Annotated in this window: 21 protein-coding genes; 12 read left to right on the plus strand and 9 right to left on the minus strand. The window is 65.5% G+C overall.

Going from position 1 to position 21,109, the window contains the following annotated elements; genetic code table 11:
* Positions 1–2 precede the first annotated feature (2 nt).
* Complete coding sequence (locus HNQ66_RS23715; RefSeq protein ID WP_281396984.1) at positions 3–137, minus strand: hypothetical protein; 135 nt, start codon at positions 135–137, stop codon at positions 3–5.
* Between the two features lie 132 nt (positions 138–269).
* Between HNQ66_RS23715 and lptF the strand changes: the two genes are divergently transcribed.
* From lptF to rsmA, 6 genes are all read left to right on the plus strand, one after another.
* Entirely contained in the window at positions 270–1,445 is a 1,176-nt protein-coding gene (gene lptF, locus HNQ66_RS13240; RefSeq protein WP_184144752.1) for an LPS export ABC transporter permease LptF, read from the plus strand.
* Positions 1,442–2,524, plus strand: coding sequence for an LPS export ABC transporter permease LptG (lptG, locus tag HNQ66_RS13245; RefSeq protein WP_184144634.1), 1,083 nt, complete (start codon positions 1,442–1,444; stop codon positions 2,522–2,524). The genes lptF and lptG overlap by 4 nt, the downstream gene beginning before the upstream one ends.
* On the plus strand, positions 2,524–4,860 hold the full coding sequence (locus HNQ66_RS13250) for an LPS assembly protein LptD (protein ID WP_184144635.1): 2,337 nt from the start codon (positions 2,524–2,526) through the stop codon (positions 4,858–4,860). Before lptG ends, HNQ66_RS13250 begins: the two co-directional genes overlap by 1 nt.
* A 126-nt stretch (positions 4,861–4,986) precedes the next feature.
* A complete protein-coding gene (locus tag HNQ66_RS13255) occupies positions 4,987–5,922 on the plus strand; it encodes a SurA N-terminal domain-containing protein (protein ID WP_184144636.1) in 936 nt (311 codons plus the stop codon).
* 52 nt (positions 5,923–5,974) lie between these two features.
* Positions 5,975–7,012: a 4-hydroxythreonine-4-phosphate dehydrogenase PdxA gene (gene pdxA, locus HNQ66_RS13260; RefSeq protein WP_184144637.1), complete on the plus strand. Its 1,038-nt coding sequence runs from the start codon at positions 5,975–5,977 to the stop codon at positions 7,010–7,012.
* Positions 7,012–7,839, plus strand: a complete 828-nt coding sequence (gene rsmA / locus HNQ66_RS13265; protein ID WP_184144638.1) for a 16S rRNA (adenine(1518)-N(6)/adenine(1519)-N(6))-dimethyltransferase RsmA — start codon at positions 7,012–7,014, stop codon at positions 7,837–7,839. The genes pdxA and rsmA overlap by 1 nt, the downstream gene beginning before the upstream one ends.
* 90 nt (positions 7,840–7,929) lie before the next feature.
* Here rsmA and gmk read toward each other — a convergent pair whose 3' ends face one another.
* The 7 genes from gmk to fabD form a co-directional block, all read right to left on the minus strand.
* Positions 7,930–8,592 (minus strand): guanylate kinase, encoded by a 663-nt coding sequence (gmk, locus tag HNQ66_RS13270; protein WP_184144639.1) that lies wholly within the window; start codon positions 8,590–8,592, stop codon positions 7,930–7,932.
* A 3-nt stretch (positions 8,593–8,595) separates the two neighbouring features.
* On the minus strand, positions 8,596–9,483 hold the full coding sequence (locus HNQ66_RS13275) for a YicC/YloC family endoribonuclease (RefSeq protein ID WP_184144640.1): 888 nt from the start codon (positions 9,481–9,483) through the stop codon (positions 8,596–8,598).
* 191 nt (positions 9,484–9,674) lie between these two features.
* Positions 9,675–10,856, minus strand: a complete 1,182-nt coding sequence (mltG, locus tag HNQ66_RS13280) for an endolytic transglycosylase MltG (RefSeq protein ID WP_184144641.1) — start codon at positions 10,854–10,856, stop codon at positions 9,675–9,677.
* A gap of 183 nt (positions 10,857–11,039) precedes the next feature.
* On the minus strand, positions 11,040–12,299 hold the full coding sequence (fabF, locus tag HNQ66_RS13285; RefSeq protein WP_184144642.1) for a beta-ketoacyl-ACP synthase II: 1,260 nt from the start codon (positions 12,297–12,299) through the stop codon (positions 11,040–11,042).
* Positions 12,300–12,414: 115 nt separating this feature from the next.
* Positions 12,415–12,651, minus strand: coding sequence for an acyl carrier protein (locus HNQ66_RS13290; RefSeq protein ID WP_003531676.1), 237 nt, complete (start codon positions 12,649–12,651; stop codon positions 12,415–12,417).
* Between the two features lie 293 nt (positions 12,652–12,944).
* The gene (fabG, locus tag HNQ66_RS13295; RefSeq protein ID WP_184144643.1) at positions 12,945–13,682 is read right to left on the minus strand and encodes a 3-oxoacyl-[acyl-carrier-protein] reductase; all 738 of its coding nucleotides are present in this window, start codon (positions 13,680–13,682) and stop codon (positions 12,945–12,947) included.
* 23 nt (positions 13,683–13,705) lie between these two features.
* A complete protein-coding gene (fabD, locus tag HNQ66_RS13300; RefSeq protein ID WP_184144644.1) occupies positions 13,706–14,650 on the minus strand; it encodes an ACP S-malonyltransferase in 945 nt (314 codons plus the stop codon).
* A 195-nt stretch (positions 14,651–14,845) separates the two neighbouring features.
* On the opposite strand from fabD, the gene HNQ66_RS13305 reads away from it, so the two are divergent.
* Complete coding sequence (locus tag HNQ66_RS13305; protein ID WP_184144645.1) at positions 14,846–15,889, plus strand: aldo/keto reductase; 1,044 nt, start codon at positions 14,846–14,848, stop codon at positions 15,887–15,889.
* A 414-nt stretch (positions 15,890–16,303) separates the two neighbouring features.
* Here HNQ66_RS13305 and HNQ66_RS13310 read toward each other — a convergent pair whose 3' ends face one another.
* Positions 16,304–16,663 (minus strand): hypothetical protein, encoded by a 360-nt coding sequence (locus HNQ66_RS13310; protein WP_184144646.1) that lies wholly within the window; start codon positions 16,661–16,663, stop codon positions 16,304–16,306.
* Between the two features lie 350 nt (positions 16,664–17,013).
* Here HNQ66_RS13310 and rpsF point away from each other — a divergent pair, with 350 nt between their 5' ends.
* The 5 genes from rpsF (at position 17,014) to HNQ66_RS13335 (ending at position 21,070) form a co-directional block, all read left to right on the plus strand.
* Positions 17,014–17,469 carry a 30S ribosomal protein S6 gene (gene rpsF, locus HNQ66_RS13315; protein ID WP_184144647.1) on the plus strand — a complete coding sequence of 152 codons (456 nt, stop codon included), beginning with the start codon at positions 17,014–17,016 and terminating at the stop codon, positions 17,467–17,469.
* Positions 17,470–17,493: 24 nt separating this feature from the next.
* Entirely contained in the window at positions 17,494–17,742 is a 249-nt protein-coding gene (gene rpsR / locus HNQ66_RS13320) for a 30S ribosomal protein S18 (RefSeq protein WP_097139135.1), read from the plus strand.
* Positions 17,743–17,952: 210 nt separating this feature from the next.
* Entirely contained in the window at positions 17,953–18,927 is a 975-nt protein-coding gene (locus tag HNQ66_RS13325; RefSeq protein ID WP_184144648.1) for a DUF2232 domain-containing protein, read from the plus strand.
* A gap of 21 nt (positions 18,928–18,948) precedes the next feature.
* Positions 18,949–19,527 (plus strand): 50S ribosomal protein L9, encoded by a 579-nt coding sequence (rplI, locus tag HNQ66_RS13330; RefSeq protein WP_184144649.1) that lies wholly within the window; start codon positions 18,949–18,951, stop codon positions 19,525–19,527.
* A gap of 256 nt (positions 19,528–19,783) precedes the next feature.
* A complete protein-coding gene (locus HNQ66_RS13335) occupies positions 19,784–21,070 on the plus strand; it encodes a cyclopropane fatty acid synthase (protein WP_184144650.1) in 1,287 nt (428 codons plus the stop codon).
* Positions 21,071–21,109: the final 39 nt, after the last annotated feature.

Here is a 21,109-nt window from a genome sequence, read left to right on the forward strand (position 1 = left end):
ATTTACTCCGATGCCTGTCCTGCGGCCTTCAATGCGGCCGGAAAGGCCGCCAATGGCACCAATTCCTTGTCGCTTTTGCGGCGCTTGGCAAGATGCGGCGCCTCGTTTAGAGATCGTTGACCATGCTTGTTCGCCATAAATTTTCCATCCGCGCGGAGACTCTCCGCTATGGCGTCAGCCTGAAGAAAGTTTATATGCCCATAGGGGTTTCCATGGGCCTTCCCGGCGCAAGAGCGGAACCGCCTGTCGAACGTGCGGACTGAATGAAGATGAAGCTGATCGAGCGCTATATCCTGCGGCGGGCGTCGCTCATGTTCGTCGCCACGCTGCTCCCCCTGCTCGGCATCGTCTGGGTGACGCAGGCCCTCAGCAGCATCAACCTCGTCACCGACAGCGGCCAGTCGATCTTCGCCTTCCTCAAGCTCGCCACGCTCATCCTGCCCTCCGTCATCCCGATCATCCTGCCCTTCGCGCTGGTCATCGGCGTATCGCAGACGCTGACCGTGATGAACGGCGATTCGGAGCTGACGGTGCTTGCCTCGGCCGGCAGCTCGCGCACGACGATCATCCGGCCGATCATGATCCTGGCGGTGGCGATGAGCGTTGCGTCCTTCGCCGTCGACAATTTCGTCGAGCCCTATTCCCGCATGGCCGTGCGCAAGATGATCGCGACGGCCCATGCCGACATGCTGTCCGCCGTCGTGCAGGAAAACACCTTCCGCAAGGTCACGGACGGGCTTTACGTGCAGGTCGCCAAACGGCGCAACGGCGGGGTCCTGGAAGGACTCTTCGTCGCCGACACCCGCGATCCGCGATTCGAGATGGTCTATTATGCCCGCGAGGGCGCCGTGGACGAGAGCAGCTCCGCCCTCGTGATGAAGGACGGCGAGGTGCACCGCAAGCTGCCGGACGGCAACGTCTCCATCATCAAGTTCGATTCCTACGCCTTCGACCTTGCCGACCTCACCCAGACCACTGGCGGCTCGAACATCCGCGCCAAGGACCGCGACCTTCCCTTCCTGCTCAATCCCGATCCGGACGATCCATATTACAAGAAGGATCCCGGCTCCTTCACCGCCGAGCTGCATCGCCGCTTCTCGGAATGGCTCTTTCCCGCCGTCTTCGGCCTGATCGCACTCGTCGTCAGCGGCGACGCGCGCTCGCATCGCGAGGCCCGCATGCATCCGATGATCACCGCGCTTCTGACGGCGCTCTTCGTGCGCTGGCTCAGCTTCTACGCCTCCAACAGCGCGGAGGAATCGGCCTATTTCATTCCGGTCATGTATCTCATCCCGCTGCTCACGGCCGCGCTTGCCATCCGCTACCTCGCGCGCAACAAGAGCCTCGACATCCCCATGACCTTCGGCGAGCGTATCGGGGAGCTCCGTGGCCGGCTGCTGTCGCGGCTCACCGGGCGCGGTTCGGTCGGGAGCGGCGCGCCATGATCCGCACCCTCGGCCTCTATTTCTTCCGCCGCTACGTCGTCACCACAATCTGGTTCCTGCTCGGCATCTTCTCGCTGATCTTCATCATCGATTTCAGCGAGATGTCCAACCGGGTCGGCGGGCTCCCCGGCTACACGATCACCACGGGTCTCCTGGTGACGGGGCTGCGCATTCCGATGATCCTCATGCAGACGGTGCCTTTCGTCGCGCTCTTTTCCGGCATGGCGGCGCTCATCTCGCTCAACCGGCGCTACGAGCTCGTGGTGACGCGCGCGGCGGGCATCTCGGTCTGGCAGTTCCTGCGACCCTTCGTCATCGGCGCCTTCCTCTTCGGGCTGCTCGCCGTGCTGACGCTCAATCCGCTCGCGGCCTGGGGCAGCAAGAAGGCGCAGGAGGTCGAGGCCGCCTGGGGCGCGACCAACTCGGCCCGCGCCGAAACCTCCGTCCCGTGGCTGCGGCAGGTCTACGGAAAGGACGAGGCGATCATCGGCGCCAAGGCCGTCCTCGACGACGGAACGCGGCTCCTCAACGTCTCGGTCATCCACTTCGACGACGACAATCGCATATCGCTGCGACAGGACGCCGATTCGGCCACTTTGAAAGATGGTTACTGGCTTCTTAAGAACGTGCGCGAAACGCGCATCGGCGAATTGCCCGTGCATCTCGATGAGGTACAGCTTCGTACCAACCTGAAACAGGAATTCGTCCAGGAGAGCCTGGAAAAGCCTGAAAGCATTGCCTTTTTCGAGCTTGGCCGGAAGATCGCGGCGGCTAGGTCCTTCGGTTTCCCCACGAACGCGATGGAAACCCAGTTCCAGTCCATGCTGGCCCTGCCGCTCCTGCTCGTTGCGATGACGCTGATCGCCGCCTGCGTCTCGTTAAAATTTAGCAGGTTTAATCAATCGCGTGCGGTGATTCTGGGTGGAATCCTTTCAGGCTTCATGCTTTATGTCGTCACCGTGCTTGTGAAGGCATTCGGAAGCAGCGGTGTTGTTCCTCCGTTCGTTGCGGCCTGGCTCCCAGTGGTCGTCGCAATGTCCTTGGGTGCGACGATTCTTCTGCATCAGGAGGACGGCTAGTGGCGGCAGGCGACCGCAAAACGTATCGGTGGTTGAAAGCCGCCCTGCTTGCAGGTGCGGCCATGTGCGCCCTCATGCCCGCTTCCGCCCTTCCCGTTCGCGCCCAGATGTCGGACGTCGCCGCGTCCGATCCGAAGGTTCCGGAAGGCAGCAAGCTGCTCCTCGCCTCCAACGAACTCATCTATAACAAAGACAACGAAACGGTGATCGCCCGCGGCGCCGTGCAGATCAATTACGGCGGCTACAAGCTCGTCGCCCGCGAGGTCGAATACGACCAGAAGACGGGCCGGCTGAAGGCGCGCGGCAATATCGAACTGATCGAGCCCACCGGCAACCGCGTCTACGGCGACGAGATGGACCTGTCGGACGATTTCGCCAACGGCTTCATGAATGCGCTGCGCATCGAGACCACCGACCTGACGAAGCTGGCCGCCACCAGCGGCGAGCGCGTCAACGACGAGGAGATGATCCTCAACCACGCCGTCTACACCGCCTGCACGCCCTGCGCGACCGATCCGACGCATCGCGGCCTGTGGGAAGTCAAGGCGGAGCGCATCGTGCAGAACGGGCGCACCAAGACCATCCGCCTCGAACATGCGCGCTTCGAGCTGTTCGGCAAGCCGGTCGCCTATATTCCGGTGCTCGAAGTGCCGGACCAGACGGTCAAGCGCAAGACGGGCTTCCTGTTCCCGCAATTCCGTTACGCCCAGAAGCTCGGGTTCGGCGTGACGACCCCCTACTATATCGCGATCGCGCCGGACATGGACGCGACGCTCTTCCCGACGGCGCTCACCAGCCAGGGCTTCCTGCTGGAAGGGGAGTTCCGCAAGCGCTTCCACAATGGCCAGATCACACTCCGCGCGGCCGGCATCAACCAGATGAACGCCGACGTCTTCACGGCGAATACGAGCGACTGGGAAGAGGACGGCTTCCGCGGCATGGTCGCCTCGACGGGCAGCTTCACGATCAATCCCCGCTGGACGTTCGGCTGGGATGTCATGGCGCAGAGCGACAACAACTTCTCGCGCACCTACGAAATCCAGGGCTACGAGGGCACCGTCACGAACCAGGGTTATCTGACGGGCTTCAGCCGCCGCAACAGCTTTGACCTGCGCGCCTTCTATTTCGACGTGCAGGACGCCGATTCGACCGACACGGCCGAGCGTCAGCAGGCGATCGCCCAGGTTCTCGACCACAAGTATTTCGTGCCGGAATCCGTCTTCGGCGGCGAGCTCTCGATCACGACGAACCTCACCAATCTCGACCGGGACATCGCCGACACCTACACCGTGAACGGCACGAACCGCTACCGCGGCCTCGAAGGCGGCATGACGCGCCTGACCAGCGAGGTGGAGTGGAAGCGGCAGATCGTCGTGCCGGGCGGCCTGGTGCTGACGCCGCTTCTGGCTGCGCGCGGCGATGCCTACCGCCTCGACATGCGCCCGCCGGGCGGCGCCTATGCCGGCAGCTTCACCTCCGACGACAGCGCGACGCGCTCGATGCTGACAGCCGGCCTCGAGGCCCGCTACCCGATCCTGGCGACGACGGACTACAGCACGCATCTCTTCGAACCCATCGCGCAGATCTACGTGCGGCCGGACGAGGACCTTGCCGGCGGACTGCCGAACGAGGATGCGCAGAGCTTCGTCTTCGATGCCACCAATCTTTTCGAGCGCGACAAGTTCTCCGGCTTCGACCGCGTCGAGGGCGGCACGCGCGCCAATCTCGGCATGCGCTATACCGGCACCTTCGACAACGGCGTGACGCTGCGCAGCATCATCGGCCAGTCGTTCCAGCTCGGCGGCCTCAATTCCTTCGCCACGGCCGACCTCGTGAATGCCGGCGCCGATTCGGGCCTGGAAACCGACCGTTCCGACTATGTCGGCATGGCGGGCCTCGACCTGCCGGGCGGCATCTCCTTCTCGACCAGCACGCGTCTCGACAAGGACGACTTCTCGCTGCGCCGCATGGATACCGCGCTGCGCTTCGAGGGCATGCGTTTTTCGACCGACCTCACCTATACGCGCATCGCCGCGCAGCCCGATTACGGGCTGACCGAGACCGCAAGCGAAATCCAGGCCGCCGGCGCGTTCCGGTTCCGCGACTACTGGTCGGTCTTCGGCTCGGTGACCTACGACATCGGCAACCATGTCGTCTCGCGCAACGGCATCGGCCTGTCCTATGACGACCGCGACACGATCTTCTCGATCGTCTACGAGCAGGAACGCGACAAATCGAGCAGCGTGGCCAACGACTGGTCGATCGGCGCACGCCTGATGTTCCGCACGATCGGCGACATCCGGGTCGGCGACGCCGCCTTCACCGGCCTCGAATAGGCCGCGCGGCGGCTCTTGTCATCGTTTGGCCGCATGTATTATGCACATCCGGGACGCTTGCGATGACGCCCATGCCGCCCCAGGGCAGCGGGGCGGGCACGGAACGGGTTTGGGAAAGGGACTGGCATGAACGGCAGACAATCTCTTGTGCGCTCCATGATGATGGGCGTCGCGCTGGTCGCGGCGGTCACGCTTGCCGTGCCGGCCGGCACGGCCTTGGCCGCAAGCACGGTCGTCGCCGTCGTCAACAACACGGCCATCACGACGGGCGATATCGAGCGCCGCGTCGCGTTCCTGCGCCTGCAGCACGCCAAGGGCAACCTCAGGAGCATGGCCCGCGAGCAGTTGATCGACGACACGCTGAAGCGCGAGGAGATCCTGCGCACGCGCTCGTCCGTCAGCATGACCGAGGTGGACGCCGCCTATGCGCGCTTTGCCGCCTCCAACAAGATGAACGTCGACCAGCTCGGCCAGATCCTCGACCGCGCCGGCGTCGGCACGGAACATTTCAAGCAGTTCATCGCCCTGCAGATGAGCTGGCCGCGCGTGGTCAACGCCCGCTTCGGCAAGGCAAACGGCAAGACGCTCGCCGAGCGCATGCAGGAGAACGGCGGCAAGAAGCCGGTCACCACCGAATATTTCCTCAAGCAGGTCATCTTCGTCGTGCCGGAAAAGCGCCGCAACGCCATCCTCGGCAAGCGCAAGGCGGAAGCCGAAGCCTCCCGCGCGAAATTCCCCGGCTGCGACCAGGCGAAGGCCTTTGCCGCGACCATGCACGACGTCTCGATCCGCGACCTCGGCCGCGTCCTCGCACCGGAAATGCCGGAGGACTGGAAGCCGCTGGTGGAGAAGGCCAAGGGCCAGACGACCGGCACGCGCGTCACCGAGAAGGGCGTCGAGTACCTTGCGATCTGCAAGCAGCGCGAGGTGAACGACGACATGGCCGCCGAAATGGTCTTCCGCGCCGAGGACCTTGCCAAGGCGAAGAATGGCGAGAGCGACGAGAACAGCAAGAAATATGTCGCTGAGCTTCGCAAGAAGGCGACGATCACCGAACGCTGATGCCGCGCTCCGCCCGCCGGAGCGCTCCTTCCTCGAATTGTGACGGGGCCGCATGACCACGACGACGCCTCCTCCGCTGGCGCTCACGATGGGCGATCCGGCAGGGATCGGCCCTGATCTCACGCTTGCCCTCTGGACGGCCCGCAAGGCCCTTTCGCTGCCGCCCTTCCTCTTCATCGGCGACGGCGACGTGCTCAGGCAGCGGGCGCGGGCGCTCGGCCTCGACGTCGCCGTGGCCGCCGCCGAGCCGGAGACGGCCGCCCGCCTCTTCCCGGAGGCCATTCCCGTCCTTGCCTCCGATTGCACGGTGCCTGCCGTGCCGGGCATGCCGGATTCCCGCAATGCGGCCGCCGTCACCGGCGCCATCGAGACGGCCGTGGCGCTGACGCTTGCCGGCCGCACCTCGGCCGTCGTGACGAACCCGATCGCCAAGGCCGTGCTCTACGAGGCCGGCTTCGGCTTTCCCGGCCATACGGAATTCCTCGCCGACCTCTCGGCGGAGGCGGCGGGTGGACGCGTGCCCCTTCCCGTCATGCTGCTGGCCGGCCCGAAGCTGCGCGCCGTGCCGGTGACGATCCACATCCCGCTGAAGGACGTGCCGGCGGCGCTCACGGAAGACCTGATCGTCGAGACCGCGGCCATCACCGAGCGGGACCTTCGCCTCCGCTTCGGCATTGCCCGCCCGCGCCTCGCCGTTGCCGGCCTCAACCCGCATGCCGGCGAAGGCGGCGCGCTGGGGCTGGAGGACGACGCGATCGTGCGGCCTGCCGTCGAGCGCCTGAAGGCCGCCGGCATCGATGCCGTCGGCCCGCTTCCGGCGGACACGATGTTCCACGACGCGGCGCGCGCGACCTATGACGTGGCGCTCTGCATGTATCACGACCAGGCGCTGATCCCGGCCAAGGCGCTCGGCTTCGACACATCCGTCAACGCCACGCTCGGCCTTCCCTTCATCCGCACCTCGCCGGACCACGGCACGGCCTTCGCGCTCGCGGGCAAGGGCGTCGCGCGGCCGGACAGCCTGCTGGCGGCCCTTCGGCTCGCCGAAGAGCTGGCCCGCAACGGGCAAGCCATGAAGGAGGCCCGGTAATGGCGGCACTCGACGGACTTCCGCCGCTTCGCGAGGTCATCCAGCGGCACGGGCTCGACGCGAAGAAGGCGCTCGGCCAGAACTTCCTGCTCGACCTCAACCTGACGCAGAAGATCGCCCGCACCGCCGGCCCCATCGAGGATCATACGGTGATCGAGGTCGGCCCCGGCCCCGGCGGCCTGACGCGCGCCATCCTGGCGCTCGGCGCCAGGCGCGTGATCGCCATCGAGCGCGACGCGCGCTGCCTGCCGGCGCTCGCCGAGATTTCCGCGCACTATCCGGGGCGGCTGACGGTCATCGAGGGCGATGCGCTGAAGACGGACTTCGAGGCGCTGGCGCCCGGCGAGCCGGTGCGCATCATCGCCAACCTGCCCTACAATGTCGGCACGCAGCTTCTCGTCAACTGGCTGCTGCCGAAGTCCTGGCCGCCCTTCTGGCAATCGCTGACGCTGATGTTCCAGCGCGAGGTGGGCCTTCGCATCGTGGCAGAGGAGAACGACGACCATTACGGCCGGCTCGGCGTGCTCTGCGGCTGGCGCACCCATGCCCGCATGGCCTTCGACGTGCCGCCGCAGGCCTTCACGCCGCCGCCGAAGGTGACGTCATCGGTCGTGCATCTGGAGCCTGTCGCCAATCCGCTGCCGTGCGACGTGACCGCCCTGGAGCGCGTCACCCACGCCGCCTTCGGCCAGCGCCGCAAGATGCTGCGCCAGAGCGTGAAATCCCTCGGCGGCGAGGCGCTGCTGGCACGGGCGGAGATCGATCCGCAGCGGCGGGCGGAGACGCTGAGCGTGGAAGAATTCGTGCGGCTGGCGAACGCGCTGTAAGCTGAATATCCCGGCTGCGAAGTACGCGGCCTTGGCTTACCCCCCTTTCTGCCCGGCAGGGCAGAGGGGTGCGGTTTGCTACAATGCCGCCTAGCCGAGAACCGGCTTCTCCGTCACCAGCCCCGTCACGAACTCGAACAGGCCATGGCGGCGGTCGCGGCGCAGGCGCTCGGCTTTCACGATGCTCTGCACCGCGTCGAAGGCGACGGAGAGGTCGTCGTTGAGGATGACGTAGTCGTATTCCCGCCAATGCTCGATCTCGGCGCGGGAATTGGCAAGGCGCGTCTGGATGACCTCCTCGGTATCCTCCGCGCGGCGATGCAGGCGCGATTGCAGCTCGCTCATCGAGGGGGGCAGGATGAAGATGGAGACGACGTCGGCGGGCATCTTCTCCTGAAGCTGCTGGGCGCCCTGCCAGTCGATGTCGAACAGCATATCGCGGCCGGCGGACATCGCCTCCTCCACCGGCTCGCGCGGCGTGCCGTAGAAATTGCCGTGCACCTCGGCCCATTCGAGCAGCGCGTCGGAATCGCGCAGCCGCTCGAATTCCTTCTGGTTGATGAAGTGGTAGTGGCGGCCGGCGATCTCGCTGGCGCGGCGCGGACGCGTCGTCACGCTGACCGAGAGGCTGAGGCCGGGATCGGCCTCCAGAAGATTGCGCGCGATGGTCGACTTTCCGGCGCCGGACGGCGAGGAGATGACGAGCATGAGCCCGCGGCGTTCGATGTGGATCTGCTTCGACGGCTCGGCCATGGCCTACTCCAGATTCTGGACCTGTTCGCGGAACTGGTCGATGACGACCTTCAGTTCGATCCCTGCAGCTGTTACTTGAGCCGCATTCGACTTGGAACAGATGGTATTCGATTCCCGGTTAAATTCCTGTGCGAGAAAATCGAGCTTGCGGCCGATCGGCCCGCCCGCGGCGATCAGCTCGCGCGCGGCGGCCACATGCGCGGTCAGCCGGTCGATCTCCTCGCGCAGGTCCGCCTTGGTGGCAAGCAGCGCCGCCTCCTGGTGCAGCCGGTCGCGGTCGAGCGCGGACGCGCCCTGCAGGAGCGCGGCGACCTGCCCGGAAAGCCGCTCGGCAATCGCCGAGACGCTGCGCGAGGGATCGGCATCCACGATGGCGGTCAGCGCCTCGATGCGCGCCACCTGGCCGAGGAGGACGTCCGCAAGCGCCGATCCCTCCTTGCGGCGCATGTCGCCGAGGCGGCGGACCGCCTCGGCGAAGCCGGCACGGATATCGGCATCGCGCGCGGCGCGCTCCGCCTCGCTTTCCTCCGCCTCGCGGAAGTCGACGACGCCGCGCACGGACAGCAGCGTATCGAGCTTGACCGGGGCCGGGTCGATCATGCCGGCAAGCTGGTCGCGCAGCGCCAGAACGGCGGCAAGCGCGCGCTGGTTCACCACCGGCTCCACCTCCGCCTCGCTGATGCTGGCGGCAAGGCCGGCCTGGATGTTGCCGCGCGAGAAGGCTTCGCCCGCAAGGCGCCGCACATCCACCTCCAGCGCCTCGAAACCGGGCGGCAGGCGCAGGCGCAGGTCGAGCCCCTTGCCGTTGACTGAACGCAGTTCCCAGGCCCAGCGGGTGCGCCCGCTCGTCCCCTCGACCCGCGCAAAGCCGGTCATCGATTGCAATGTCATGTCAGCCTCCAGTGGCGGCGCGGGAAGCAGGCCGCCGGTGCGCGTATGGCGCACGAAATATTCCCCCAAAGTGAAACAGATCGACGGGCTTGGAAACCATCCAGCGCATGGATTGGCCGGCGATCCACATCAAAGGTGACGGAACGAAAAGGCCCCGGGCAAAGCCGGGGCCGGATCGTCGGGAAAGAGGATCACTCGGCGCCGGCCGCGCCCGCTTCCTTGGCGGCCTCGGCCGCCTTCTCCGCTTCCATCTTGCGCCAGCGGCGGACGTTCTGGTTGTGCTCATCCAGCGTCTCGGCGAAGACGTGGCCGCCCGTGCCGTCGGCGACGAAATAGAGGTCCCCCGTGCGGGACGGGTTGGCAACCGCCTCCAGCGCCGCGCGGCCGGGATTGGCGATGGGCGTCGGCGGCAGGCCCTTGATGATGTAGGTGTTGTAGGGCGTCTGCTTTTCGAGGTCCGACTGAAAGATCGGGCGATCCGAGGGCTTTCCGTCACCGCCGAAGAGGCCGTAGACGATGGTGGGGTCGGACTGCAGGCGCATGCCCTTCTCAAGCCGGTTGAGGAAGACCGAGGCGACGCGCGGGCGCTCGTCCGCCTTGCCGGTCTCCTTCTCGACGATGGAGGCGAGCGTCACGAATTCCTCGCGCGTCTCGATCGGCAGGTTGTCGTCGCGCCGCTCCCAGATCTGGTCGATGAGCGCCTTCTGCGCCGCCGCCATCTGCTGGAGGATATCGGCGCGCTTGGTGCCGCGCGAGAACTTGTAGGTATCGGGCATCAGCGAGCCCTCGGCGGGAAGCTCCGCCGGCAGGTCGCCTTCCAGCACCGGATCGTCGGAAAGGCGCTTGAAGACCTGCTTGACCGTCAGCCCTTCCGGCACCGAGACGCTGTAGAGGATCGACTTGCCGGATTTCAGCAGCTCGACGATCTCGCGCATGGAGGCGCCGGCCTTGATCTCGTATTCGCCGGCCTTCAGCGTCTCGCCGTCGAGATAGATGCGCGAAAGCAGGCGGAAGACGCGGCTGTCGCTGATGATGTCGTTGCGCTCGAGGTTCGCCGCGATCTCGTTGGTGCCCGCGCCGCTCCTCACGATGAAGTTCGTGTTGGCCGCAAGCGGACCCGGCTCCTCGTAGCTCTTCACGCCGTAATAGAAGATGCCGATGCCGATGATCGTGGCGAAGACGACCACGGTCATGACGAAATTCAGGAAGATGACGATCTGGCTGCGGGCCTTTCGCGAGCGGCGGCGGCTCGGCGGCTCGGGCACCTGCTCGGGGCGCAGCGCCTCGTTGGCGGACTTGGGAATGATGCGCGGCTGGCCGGATGCCTCGCCGCGGCCGAAATGCGTCTCGCCGGAATCGTTCGTGTCGCTCACGGACTGTCCTCGTGGATTGGGTATTGCTCGACGTCTTCCAACAGAGCAATACGGCAAAAGCGGGATGAACCGCTTGATAGTCGATAAGCCGGGGCGGGCAAAGCCCTCTTCCCGGTCTTCGGATCGCCCTCCCCCGGGAAAGGCGATTCCGGCAGGCGTATGGGCCTGCCGGCGACGGGATGATCAGGCGTAGCGCTTGAGGACGAGCGAAGCGTTCGTCCCGCCGAAGCCGAACGAGTTGGACAGCGCCACGTTGATCTCGCGCTTGCGGGCCTTGTGCGGCACGAGGTCGATCGCCGTCTCGACATCGGGATTGTCGAGGTTCAGCGTCGGCGGAGCGATGTTGTCGCGGATCGCAAGGGCGGCGAAGATCGCCTCTACCGCGCCGGCCGCGCCGAGCAGGTGGCCGATGGCCGACTTGGTCGACGACATGGAGATCCGCGGGGCCGCATCGCCGACGAGGCGCTCGACCGCGCCGAGCTCGATCGTGTCGGCCATGGTGGAGGTGCCGTGCGCGTTGATGTAGTCGACGTCGCTTGCCGAGATGCCGGCGCGCTTCAGCGCCATAGTCATGCAGCGGTAGGCGCCGTCGCCGTCCTCGGAGGGCGCGGTGATGTGGAAGGCGTCGCCCGAAAGGCCGTAGCCGACGACTTCGGCATAAATCTTCGCGCCGCGCGCCTTGGCGTGTTCCAGCTCTTCCAGCACCACGACGCCGGCGCCCTCGCCCATGACGAAGCCGTCGCGGTCGCGGTCATAGGGACGGGAAGCGGCGGTCGGATCGTCGTTGCGGGCGGTCGACAGCGCCTTGCAGGCGGCAAAGCCGGCCAGCGCGATGCGGCAGATCGGGGATTCGGCGCCGCCCGCCACCATGACGTCGGCATCGCCGAGCGCGATCAGGCGGCTGGCATCGCCGATGGCGTGCGCGCCCGTCGAGCAGGCCGTGACGACCGAATGGTTCGGGCCGCGCAGCTTGTGCTTGATCGAGACATGGCCGGAGGCAAGGTTGATCAGCCGGCCGGGAATGAAGAAGGGCGAAATGCGGCGGGGGCCCTTGTCGCGCAGCGTATAGCCGCCCTCGACGATGCCCTCGAGGCCGCCGATGCCCGAGCCGATGAGCACGCCGGTCGCGGTCTGGTCCTCGTCGGTCTTGGGATGCCAGCCGGCGTCGGCCAGCGCCATGTCGGCGGCGGCGACCGCGTAGACGATGAAGGGATCGACCTTGCGCTGTTCCTTGGGTTCCATCCACTGGTCGGCATTGTAGGTGCCGTCGGAACCGTCGCCGAGGGGAATGGAACAGGCGATCTTGGCGGGAAGATCCTCGACCTCGAAGGCCGTTACCCTGGCAGCGCCGCTGCGGCCTTCGAGAAGCCGGCTCCAGGTGATTTCGGTGCCACAGCCAAGCGGGGATACCATGCCGGTACCCGTGATAACGACACGCCTCATCGTCCGTGATCCACCCTGTAGAATTCTATGTTCGTTGCCTCAATAGAGGGGCGCGGCCTCTTTGCGAGACCTGAACGGGCCGCCTTTCGGGCGGCCCGCCGGAAATCGATGCGGATCAGGCCTGGGCCTTCTCGATGAACTTGACGGCGTCGCCGACCGTCAGGATCGAGTCGGCTGCATCGTCCGGGATCTCGACGCCGAATTCTTCTTCGAACGCCATGACCAGTTCGACGGTGTCGAGCGAGTCCGCGCCAAGATCATCGATGAAGCTTGCGCCTTCGCTGACCTTTTCGGCGTCAACGCCCAGATGATCAATGACAATTTTCTTTACGCGTTCTGCGATATCGCTCATGTCGGATTCCTCGACCTTTGTTTTTGATCGGCACCTCACGGCGCCGGGCACTCAACACGCCCGATGTGCCTCAAGAACACATCCGGCAATCCCTGCAACCGGCAAGAGGGCATCGGCGATACTGCTCTGCACCGCCCGATCGCTCAGGCTTTTACCGGTCGACTGCTGGCAGTCATGGCCCGATTAACACGGTTTAAGCCTGCCGCAAAGTCCGAAAATAGCCGGTGCGCCAGCGGTCAACATGCAATTTATGCTGCATCGCCGGGCATTTGGGGCCCTTGCCGGATCATCGTTCAGATCATCGCCATGCCGCCGTTCACATGCAGCGTCTGGCCCGTCATGTAGGCGGCTTCCGACGAGGCGAGGTAAGCGACGGCGGACGCGACCTCCGCGCCGGTGCCCATGCGCTTCATGGGAATGGCGCCCATGATGGCTTCCTTCTGCTTGTCGTTCAGCTTGCCGGTCATGGCGCTCTCGATGAAGCCGGGGGCGACGCAGTTGACCGTGACGTTGCGCGTGGCGATCTCCTGGGCGAGCGACTTGGTGAAGCCGATCATGCCGGCCTTGGCGGCGCAGTAGTTCGCCTGGCCCGGGTTTCCGGTGACGCCGACGACGGAGGTGATGTTGATGATGCGGCCGTAGCGGCGGCGCATCATGGGATGGGTGAGCTCGCGCGTCAGGCGGAAGACGGCGGTGAGGTTCACTTCGAGCACGGCATCCCAGTCCTCGTCGCTCATGCGCACGAAGAGGCCGTCCTTGGTGATGCCGGCATTGTTGACGAGGATGTCGACGCCGCCGAGCTCGGCTTCGGCCTTCTCGCCGAGCGCCTTGACTTCGGCGCGGTCGGAAAGGTTCGCCGGGAAGATCTGGACGCGCTCGCCGAGGTCGTTCGCCAGCGCCTCCAGCTTTTCGACGCGCGTGCCGTGCAGGCCGACGAGCGCTCCCTGAGCGTGGAGGATGCGGGCGATCTCCTCGCCGATGCCGCCGGATGCGCCGGTAACGAGAGCCTTGCGGCCGGAAAGATCAAACATGGTTCCGTTCCTTTGAAGAAAGATCAGCCGATGAGGGTGGCGAGCGCGTTGTCGATATCGGCGGGGGTGTTGATGGCGATGCCGGTGACGGCCTTGTCGATGCGGCGGGCGAGACCCGTCAGCACCTTGCCGGAGCCGACCTCGTAGAGCGTGGTGACGCCGTTGGCGCCGAACCATTCCACCGTCTCGCGCCAGCGAACCTGGCCGGTGACCTGCTCGACGAGGAGGCGGACGATCTCCTGCGGGTCGCTGACCGGCGCGGCGCCGACATTGGCGATGAGCGGCACGACGGGGGCCTTCGCCTCGACGGCGGCCAGCGCCTCGCGCATGGCGTCGGCAGCCGGGGCCATCAGGGCGGAATGGAAGGGGGCGGAGACGGCGAGCATCAGCGCGCGCTTGGCGCCCTTGTCCGTCGCGAGCCGCGCGGCGATCTCGACCGCCGGCCTGGAGCCGGAGATGACGAGCTGTCCGCCGCCGTTGTCGTTGGCGATCTGGCAGGAGCCGCCGGCGGAGGCTTCCTTGCAGATGGCTTCGACATCGGCCTGTTCGAGGCCGATGATGGCGGCCATGGCGCCCTCGCCCACCGGCACGGCCGACTGCATGGCGTTGCCGCGGATGCGCAGGAGCCGTGCCGTATCGGCCAGCGAGAAGGTACCGGCGGCACAGAGCGCGGAATATTCGCCGAGCGAGTGGCCGGCGACATAGGAGACCTTGTCCTTCAGCGTCAGGCCGCGCGCTTCCAGAACGCGCATGACGGCGATGGAGACGGCCATCAGCGCCGGCTGGGCGTTCGCCGTCAGCGTCAGCGTTTCTTCAGGCCCTTCGAACATGACGGCCGAGAGCTTCTGGCCGAGGGCGTCGTCGACTTCCGCGAAAACGGCGCGCGCCTCCGGGAAGGCTTCGGCCAGGTCCTTGCCCATGCCGACGGCCTGGCTGCCCTGTCCGGGGAAGGTGAATGCTACGCTCATAGGGGTTTCTCCCGTCTTCCGTTTTCCTTTCCATTCACATTCCGCCCCCGCAAGTCAAGGCGCGGGTGGATACCGCCCCGCGCCAAAAGCCTCATTTCCGGGCGCTTCACACAGGGAATTGCGGCTCGCGTCTTGCACTTCGCGGCCGGCGGCTTACATTCGCGCCGTTTTCCCACCAAAGGATTTTCCCCACTCATGAAATACAATCCGCTCGGCCGGACCGGCATAAGCGTGTCGGAAATCTGCCTCGGCACGATGACCTGGGGCTCGCAGAACAGCGAGCAGGACGCTCACGACCAACTGGACTATGCCGTCGCCCAGGGCATCAACTTTATCGATACCGCCGAACTCTACCCCACCACGCCGCTCTCGCCGGAAACCTACGGCGACACCGAGCGCTTCATCGGCAACTGGATGAAGGCGCGCGGCAATCGCGACAAGGTCGTTCTCGCCACCAAGGTCGCCGGCTCCGGCCGTCCCTATATCCGCGGCGGCGCGCCGATGAGCCGGGCGGGCATCCTCGAAGCCATCGACAACAGCCTCTCGCGCCTGAAGACCGACTATGTCGACCTCTACCAGCTTCACTGGCCGAACCGCGGGCACTACCACTTCCGCAACGCCTGGAGCTATGATCCCTCCAGGCAGGACCGGGCGAAGGTCGCCGCCGAGCTCGAGGAAATCCTCCAAACCGTCGGCGATCTCGTCAAGGCCGGCAAGGTGCGCGCGCTCGGCCTTTCCAACGACACGGCCTGGGGCGTCATGCAGATGCTGAAGGTTTCGGAAGAAAGGGGCCTGCCGCGCGTCGCCTCCATCCAGAACGAGTACAACCTCCTCTATAGGCCCTACGACCTCGACCTTGCCGAGGTCTCGCATCACGAGGAGGTGGGCCTGCTCGCCTATTCGCCGCTCGCCGCGGGCCTTCTCACCGGCAAGTATCTCGACGGGGCCAAGCCCGACGGCTCGCGCCTGACGAAGAACGGCGACCTCGGCGGCCGCTACCAGCCGCTCCAGGAGCCGGCCGTGCGCGCCTATGTCGAGCTTGCGCGGGAAAACGGCATCGACCCCGCCCAGATGGCCCTCGCCTTCTGCCTGACGCGCCCCTTCATGGCCTCCGTCATTATCGGCGCGACCTCGATGGAGCAGTTGAAGACCGACATCGCGGCCAAGGACCTTACCCTTTCGCCCGACGTGATGAACGGCATCCGCCGCATCCACCGCCTCTACCCGGCACCGATGTAAGCGGCGTCGGGTAGAGGGGGCGAAAGAAGAGAGACCGGCAGCAGAAAGACCGTCTGCAAGAAAGACCGCGCCGCGAGCCGTGTCATTCGATATGCGGGCCGCACCTCCCTCCCCTCCGTCATCCTCGGGCTTGACCCGAGGATCCACGCCACAAACTCAACGCGTACCGTGGGGATGGATCCTCGGGTCAAGCCCGAGGATGACGGAGGAGTGAGAGGGTAAGGTGTGAAGGAGCATGAAGGCAAAGCGGCGGCAAAGGGGGTGAAGAGAGGCAAGGCTTGTCGCAAACAAACCCGCTCACGCCTCCATCAAAAATAAAACCGCCTCAACAAAGACCGCTTCACCACCCCTTACAAACGAAAAACCCGCCGTCGCCGGCGGGTTTTCCTTTGCGTGTGCCCCATGCGGGTGACGTTACGGCGTGGTCGGGGTCGCGCCGCCGCCTTCGGCCGGCTGGCTGCCGCCGGGCTGGGCGTCCATCGGCTGGGTGCCGGTCGCACCGCCCGTCTGGCCGTCGGTTGCCGTGCCGCCGGCCGGCGCGCTGTCCTGCGTGATGGCCGAGGTGTTGGCGTTGGTGTCGACGCCGTCACCCGGCGTTCCGCTGCCGACGAAATAGAAGATGCCGACCGCGACGAGGACGGCGAGGATCACGGCCACCGCCCAGCCGCCCGTCCCGCTGCCGTTGCGGGCGTTGACGACGGTCGGGCCGCGGTCTTCCACGGGACGGTCGTAGCGATCTTCGGGGGGACGATTGACAAGGTTGGGGTCTTGCATGTCTGTCACTCCATCTGGTTGGGTTGCCGGAACAACGCGACATTCCTGCTTTGGTTCCCGCACCGTTCCGCAATGGCACAGCCGATTTGCCCCGCAGGCCTTGCTTTCGGCCGAAAAATCCGTATAAGCGCGCTGTTCAAAACACCCGGGTCACCGGCTGGTGGCTGAACGGAGGGCCGGCAAATCCTCGGATTTGCCGTTTGGGGCCAAGGGCTCCAGCCTCCCGTGTCTCCGCTCTCGACCGTCTGGATGATACGCTTTTCTTGCTTCGGGCCCTGGCCCTTGAGAACTGTCGTTGAGGCTTGGCGCCGGTTTCGGGTGTGGATCAAACGCAAGAAAGGCAAAGCCACATGGCTCTCTACGAACATGTATTCCTGGCCCGCCAGGACGTGTCCGCCCAGCAGGTCGACGCTCTCGTCGAACAGTACAAGGGCGTGATCGAAGCACACGGCGGCAAGGTCGGCCGGGTCGAAAACTGGGGCCTCAAGTCCCTGACCTACCGCATCAAGAAGAACCGCAAGGCACACTACGCGCTGATGGACATCGACGCTCCGGCCGCCGCCATCCACGAGATGGAACGCCAGATGCGCATCAACGAAGACGTCCTTCGTTACATGACCATCGCCGTCGAAGCCCACGAAGAAGGCCCGTCCGCGATGATGCAGAAGCGCGACCGCGACGACCGCCCGCGCCGTGACGGCGACGACCGCGGCCCGCGCCGCGACTTCGGCGATCGTGGCCCGCGCCGCGATTTCGGCGACCGTCCGCCGCGCGGCGACCGCCCGGCCCGCGAAGACCGCGCGTAATCGAAGCAGAAGGAGACTAAGACAATGGCTGATATTTCTTCCGCTCCGGCACGCCGTCCGTTCCACCGCCGCCGCAAGACCTGCCCCTTCTCGGGCGCGAACGCTCCGAAGATCGACTACAAGGACGTCCGTCTCCTGTCGCGTTACATCTCCGAGCGCGGCAAGATCGTTCCGTCCCGCATCACGGCCGTTTCCCAGAAGAAGCAGCGCGAACTCGCCAAGGCGATCAAGCGCGCCCGCTTCCTCGGCCTGCTGCCCTACGTCGTAGCGTAAGGACGTGACACCGCGGCCTGACTCAGCGTCGGGCCGGGGCACATGACTCAAGGGGAAGACGGCTCGCCGCCTTCCCCGTTTCCCTTCCGCGGTGGGCGCGGATCGGAGCCGCCGGCTTTGTAAAGCCAAAAATCCCATGTTGGGGAGACGGTCCTGAATCAGATTGTCAGGAAACTCCTCTAACTGTCTCATCGGACAGGACAGCGAAACGTGAAGACCCTGACGCCGACCTCGATTGCGACCGGCCTGATCGCAGGCCTGACCGCCGCTCTGCTTTCGCTGAGCGCGAACGCGCAGTCGTCGCTCGCCATCGTGCTTTACGCAGCGTCCGCCCTTCCCATCCTGATCGCCGGCCTCGGCTGGGGCAATGCCAGCGCCTTCATCGCCGTTATCGCCGGCGGCGCCATCGCCTCCGTGCTGGTCTCGTCCTATTTCGCCGCGCTCATCGTCATCATCACGCTGATCCCGGCCGGCTGGCTGAGCAACCTCGCCAACCTCGCCCGCCCCGCCTCCGAGCTCGGCGGCCCGGACGATGCGCTCGCCTGGTATCCGCTCTCCTCCATCCTCGTGCACCTCGCCGTCATGGTCACGCTCGGCATGATCGCGGTCGGCGCCATCGTCGGCTACGACAGCGCCATGGCCGGCAAGCTCGTCGACATCGTCATCGAGACGCTGAAGGAACAGGAACCGCTCTACAACCCCGATGCCGCCTCCATCGCGCAGCTCAAGTCGATCTTCGCGCTGGCGCTGCCGCTCGTGCAGGGCGCGCTGTGGGTGTTCCTGCTGTTCCTGGCCTACTACGTCGCCACCTTCATCGTGCGCGTCTCGGGCAAGGGGCTTCGCCCGCGCGAGGACATGCCCTCCTCGCTGCGCATGCCCCGCAATGCGATCTTCCTCTTTCTCGCCGGTCTCGTGCTCGCCTTCGCGGGCGGCGTGCCGGCGATCGTCGGCGCGCTCGTGTGCGGCACCTTCGGGGCCGGCTTCGTGCTCGCCGGCTTCGCGAGCCTGCATTTCAGGACGCGCGGCAAGCCGTGGCGGCCTCTCGCCCTGTGGTTCGCCTATGCCTCGGTATTGCTCTTCACCTTACCGATCTTCGCCATCCTCGTCCTCGGCCTTTCGGACACGCGGCGCTCCATCGCGCTCACGCCCGCCGGCCCGGCCAGGAAAGACAACCGGAATACCTGAACTCTAGAAAGGAACTTGAAAATGGACGTCATTCTTCTCGAACGCATCGCCAAGCTCGGCCAGATGGGCGAAACCGTAAAGGTTCGCGACGGCTTTGCCCGTAACTACCTGCTGCCGCTCGGCAAGGCGCTGCGCGCCAACGAAGCCAACAAGAAGCGCTTCGAATCCGAGCGTGCGACGCTGGAAGCCCGCAACCTCGAGCGCAAGTCGGAAGCCCAGAAGGTCGCCGAACAGCTCGACGGCAAGTCGTTCATCGTCGTTCGCTCCGCCGGCGAAACCGGCCAGCTCTACGGCTCGGTCGCTGCCCGCGACATCATCGAGGCGCTGGCTGCCGAAGGCTTCAACATCGGCCGCAACCAGGTCGAACTCAACACCCCGATCAAGTCGATCGGCCTGCACAAGGTCGTCCTGCACCTGCATTCGGAAGTCGAGATCGCGATCGAACTCAACGTCGCCCGTTCGGCCGACGAAGCGGAACGCCAGGCCAAGGGCGAAAGCCTGACCTCGGCCGACGCCATCTACGGCGTCGACGAAGACGCCCTGACGGCCGCCGACTTCTTCGATCCGGAAGCCGACCTCGAAGGCGAAGACGAAGCCTGAGACAGACGGTGAGCCGGCCCTGCCGGCTCATTCGTTTCGGGGCGCCTTGCTCCAATCTTCCCTCTGCAGTGATTCCGGGCCGGCTTTGCCGGCCCGTTCGCTTTTGTCAAAGGCCAAAAAATACGGGTTGAAATCCCGGCCAGCGCGTTAATATTTATACTTCGTTAGACTGGATTGGCGGTCGGGCCGCTTCTACAGGCCGGTTTCCGACCAGACCCGTTCCGCCAGATTTTTTAAGCGTGACGGAGTTTACCGAATGAAATTCATTGTACAGACGCTCGTTTCCCGCCTTGTCGAGACCGGAAACCTGAAGATTACCTACCCCGACGGCACCAGCCAGACCTATGGCGACGGCACCGGCAATCCCGTCCACCTGCGCCTCAACACCCGCAAGGCCCTGTGGGGCATCGCGTTCGATCCGGCCTACTATCTCGGCCATTACTACGGCACCGGCGATATCGACATCGTCGAGGGCGACATGTATGGCCTCCTCAAGGCCGTCTTCACCGGCAATCCCGATTTCAAATATTACGACACCGGCTGGAACCGCACGCTGGAGCGGGTCCGCTTCCTTTTCCGCTGGCTACGCCAGAAGAACAGCGTCGTGCGCTCGCGCCGCAACGTCCAGCACCATTACGACCTGACCGGCGCGCTCTACGACCTCTTCCTCGACGAGGACCGGCAATATTCCTGCGCCTATTTCGAGCGGCCGGACCTGTCGCTGGACGATGCGCAGCTCGCCAAGAAGCGCCACATCGCCGCCAAGCTCAACATCAACCGCCCGGGCCAGAGCGTGCTCGACATCGGCTGCGGCTGGGGCGGCATGGCGCTCTACCTTGCCCGCCAGCTCGGCGCGAAGGTGACGGGCGTGACGCTCTCCGACGAGCAGCACGCGCTCGCCGTCAAGCGGGCGAGCGATGCCGGGCTCTCCGACGAGGTGAAGTTCCTGCTGCAGGACTACCGCAACACCGAAGGCCCGTTCGACCGCATCGTCTCCGTCGGCATGTTCGAGCATGTCGGCCGGCCGAACTACCTCACCTATTTCAAGAAGAGCGCCGCGCTGATGAAGCGCGACGGGGTGATGCTGCTGCACACGATCGGCCGCACCGACCGGCCGACGGCCAACAACCCGTTCATCGAGAAGTACATCTTTCCGGGCGGCTACATCCCCGCCCTTTCGGAGGTGATGCAGGCGGTGGAGAAGAGCGGGCTTGCCATCACCGACATCGAGATCCTGCGGCTGCACTATGCCGAGACGCTGCGCCACTGGCGCGAGCGCTTCATGGCGCGGCGCGAGGAGGCGAAGGCCCTCTACGACGAAAAATTCTGCCGCATCTGGGAGTTCTATCTCGCAGCCTCGGAAAGCGCCTTCCGCTGGCAGAATCTCGTGGTCTTCCAGATCCAGCTCGTGCACGACCAGCAGGCCGTGCCGCTGACGCGCGACTATATCGGGCGCGGCGAGGACTGCCTGCGGGCGCATGAGGGCGATGCGAAGGGCGCCCAGCGCGGCGCGCGGCAGTTCCCGAAGGAGGCCTCGCTCTGAGATTCGGGGCCTGTCAACACGGAAGAGGCGGGCGCGGGC

The organism is Shinella fusca, assembly GCF_014203155.1.
Lineage (GTDB): Bacteria > Pseudomonadota > Alphaproteobacteria > Rhizobiales > Rhizobiaceae > Shinella > Shinella fusca.